Origin of the sequence: Streptomyces sp. 8K308 (assembly GCF_004348315.1) — a bacterium.
In the GTDB taxonomy this organism is placed as follows: Bacteria; Actinomycetota; Actinomycetes; order Streptomycetales; family Streptomycetaceae; genus Streptomyces.
Map to the genome: position 1 here is coordinate 1 of NZ_SMKC01000544.1, position 2,688 is coordinate 2,688.

The 2,688-nt window shown below is 68.2% G+C and carries 4 protein-coding genes; 1 reads left to right on the forward strand and 3 read right to left on the reverse strand.

Annotated features, from left to right (window positions below; all coding sequences use genetic code 11):
- The coding region (locus E1265_RS35425; protein ID WP_132935055.1) for a class I SAM-dependent methyltransferase at nucleotides 1-253 on the reverse strand (253 nt) is incomplete at its 3' end.
- 390 nt (nucleotides 254-643) lie between these two features.
- Nucleotides 644-1,546: a LysR family transcriptional regulator gene (locus tag E1265_RS35440; RefSeq protein WP_132935056.1), complete on the reverse strand. Its 903-nt coding sequence runs from the start codon at nucleotides 1,544-1,546 to the stop codon at nucleotides 644-646.
- Nucleotides 1,547-1,733: 187 nt separating this feature from the next.
- Here E1265_RS35440 and E1265_RS35445 point away from each other — a divergent pair, with 187 nt between their 5' ends.
- Nucleotides 1,734-2,039 (forward strand): DUF1330 domain-containing protein, encoded by a 306-nt coding sequence (locus E1265_RS35445; protein ID WP_132935057.1) that lies wholly within the window; start codon nucleotides 1,734-1,736, stop codon nucleotides 2,037-2,039.
- Between the two features lie 290 nt (nucleotides 2,040-2,329).
- Here E1265_RS35445 and E1265_RS40095 read toward each other — a convergent pair whose 3' ends face one another.
- Nucleotides 2,330-2,545, reverse strand: a complete 216-nt coding sequence (locus tag E1265_RS40095) for a hypothetical protein (RefSeq protein WP_243741341.1) — start codon at nucleotides 2,543-2,545, stop codon at nucleotides 2,330-2,332.
- Nucleotides 2,546-2,688: the final 143 nt, after the last annotated feature.

A 2,688-nucleotide genomic window follows, 5' to 3' on the forward strand; every position in this document is an offset into this window, starting at 1 on the left:
CCTCGTCCGCCTTGGCGCGCAGTTGGTCGAGCATCGGCCGCGACAACTCGACGCCGATGACCGGCACTCCGCGCCGCGCGAGCGGGACGGCCACCCGGCCGGTCCCGATGGCGAACTCCAACGCCCGCCCGCCTTCCGCCAGTTCCGCGAGCCGCTCCACCGTCGGGTCCAGCACCTCCGGCGCGAACATGCCGACCCCGGGCGTGTCATAACGCTGGGCGGCGTCGTCGTCCCAGATCTCGTCCTGACGCATGCGGTCCACGATTCCCGGAACGCGTGGTGCCGTCCACGGTTTTTCCGACTGGCCAAAACGATGGGCGCACGCGCTGGCCGGACGCCGCACCTGCTGGCACTGATAGTGCAGCTGAAGTGCTCAACCGGATGGGCTGATTCCCCCGGCTGGATGACGTCCCGGAGGCAGTGGCCCTCGTCCGCCGAGATCTCGGGGATGGGCGAGGACGTCGCCGCGGTGTACGACTCGGACCGGACCCGGGGCCATCATCGGATGCTGATCCGCCGGCGTGGCGAGGTCGTGTCGGGCATTCAGCAAGACCGCCGTCGTCGTCATCACCGCGAAGTCCGCCGGGCGCAAGGTCTTCGGCCTCGCCACCGCAGGCGTCCGTCTCGCTTGACCTCTTGCGCGTCAGTCCGGCAGCCAGTGCAGCTCGTGCGCCAGGGTTTTGGCGACGGCACGGATGCGGCGGTGTAGCGGCGACTGCTCGCGTGGGAGGACCAGGTGGATCGTCAGGCTGGGCGCGCCCCGCAGCGGTCGCCAGGTGAGACCGGCCGGTTGTGCCGTGACCGCGGCTTCTCCGGCCGGGGCGAGGGTGACTCCGTCGCGCAGGTCGCGCTGAGACATGTCGAAAGAGACTGCGGGCGTGTGGAATCGAGGGTGTGGTCGGGTGTCTCGGAACAGTGCGGACAGCTGGTCGTGGATCACGGGGTTGGCCGCACGGTCCGGGAGTCGCAGCGGATACGCGGCCGCGTCGGCGATCTCGATCTCCGGGTGTTCGGCCAGCGGATGGTGCTGCGCCAGCTGGACCCCGACGCGCATACGCCGCAGCAGGAACCGGCGCACGCCACGGCCCGGCTGTTCACCGCGGGTGATCCCGGCATCGATGCGGCCGTCGGCGACCGCGGGGGAGATCTCCGGTGTCGCCATCGGGACCGCGCCGACCTCAAGTCCGCTGTTGCCGCGAATCAGCCTGTCCACCAGGGCCGGTGCCGTCTCGGCCCCGGCGCTGAGGCTGTATCCGATGCGCAGCGTGCCCAGTTCACCGGCCGCCGCGCTCCGGGCGGTGTCCCACGCCCGGTCCAGCGCCGCCAGGGCGGGCGGCGCGGACTCCGCCAAAGCCGCACCGGCCGTGGTCAATACGACGCTACGCGTGTTGCGGACCAGCAGGGCCGTACCGAGTTCCGCCTCCAATCGGCGCATCCGGGCGCTGAGTGCGGGCTGTGCGATACCGATCCGTGCGGCCGCGCGGGTGAAGTTCAACTCCTGTGCCAGCACCAGGAAGTACCGCAGGCTCACCGTATCCGGCGCCACGTGCCCTCCCTGCCGATTGATAACGATCCGTTCTGAGCCTATCCCGTACCGGTCTTTCCCTCGACCGCACATCAAGCCCTAGCCTGCGCATATGACGATTCAACCGACGGCAGTACCCGTCGCCGGGATCGATCGATCTGAGTGTCAATTCCAAGTCGGACGTGTTCGGCCGACACAGGAGGTTTCCATGGCCAAGGGCTACTGGGTCAGTGTCTACCCCGCCATTTCCGACCCTGAGAGGCTGACGACCTACGACAAGCTGGCCGGTCCGGCTGTCCAGGCTGGGGGCGGGCGCAACCTGTCCCTCCTCCCGTCCCGTGGCGGTCGAGTCGTCGCCCACGAGGCCGGAATCACGCAACGCGTCGTTCTGATCGAGTTCGACAGCTTCGAACAGGCCGTCGCGGCCTACGAGAGCGAGGCATACCAGAAGGCGCTGGTGGCCCTACCCGACGGCGTCGAGCGCGACTTCCGCATCATCGAAGGCATCGACTGACCGGCGGGCCCAGCCATCGCTGAGCATCCGTCACCTGATACGCACACGGTGCAGAACGACGACTCACATGACGAGTTCGAAGCGATGCCCCGCGTCCCAGTTCGTCGTCGATGTCCTCGACGGCCTGATCTCTGTCGGCGGCTCGCCGCGCTGCCCAACGTCGAGCAACTTGCCTGACTTGCCTGACACGGCGATCAAGCTCTGACCTGCCGCAACGGCGATTCACCCTAGATGATCTTGGAAGCGGCTCGACCGCGCTCGGGTGGCCGACGCCGGGTGCGCACGCGTCCCTAGTGAGCTGGCCCGGAGATGCGTGAGCAGTAGTGGCAGATGTGGTCGATGATCTGGTCGGCCGTCTTGGTCCACTTGAAGGGGCGGGTGGTCTCGTTCCAGATCTTGGTCCAGTCCTCCAGTGCGGTCTTCAGCTCGTCGAGGAAGTCGCGGAAGTCCTCGGCATGGTGCTGTGCGGACAGCTTGCTGATCACCTTGCCGGTCGCGGTGTTCAACGCGGCGAACAGGTCAACGGTGCCGTGCCGGACCTAGTCGAAGCCGCGCCGCTCGGGCACCCCGGGCGCCATCGGCAGCACCGGCGCGGTCCGCTCAAGCCTGGATCCGTGGTTCTCGTCCACCGCGAACACCGCGGCGTTCG

Bases quoted from the DNA above. Each gene is read 5' to 3' on its own strand.
- E1265_RS35445 (WP_132935057.1), top strand. From the start codon at position 1,734: ATGGCCAAGGGCTACTGGGTCAGTGTCTACCCCGCCATTTCCGACCCT.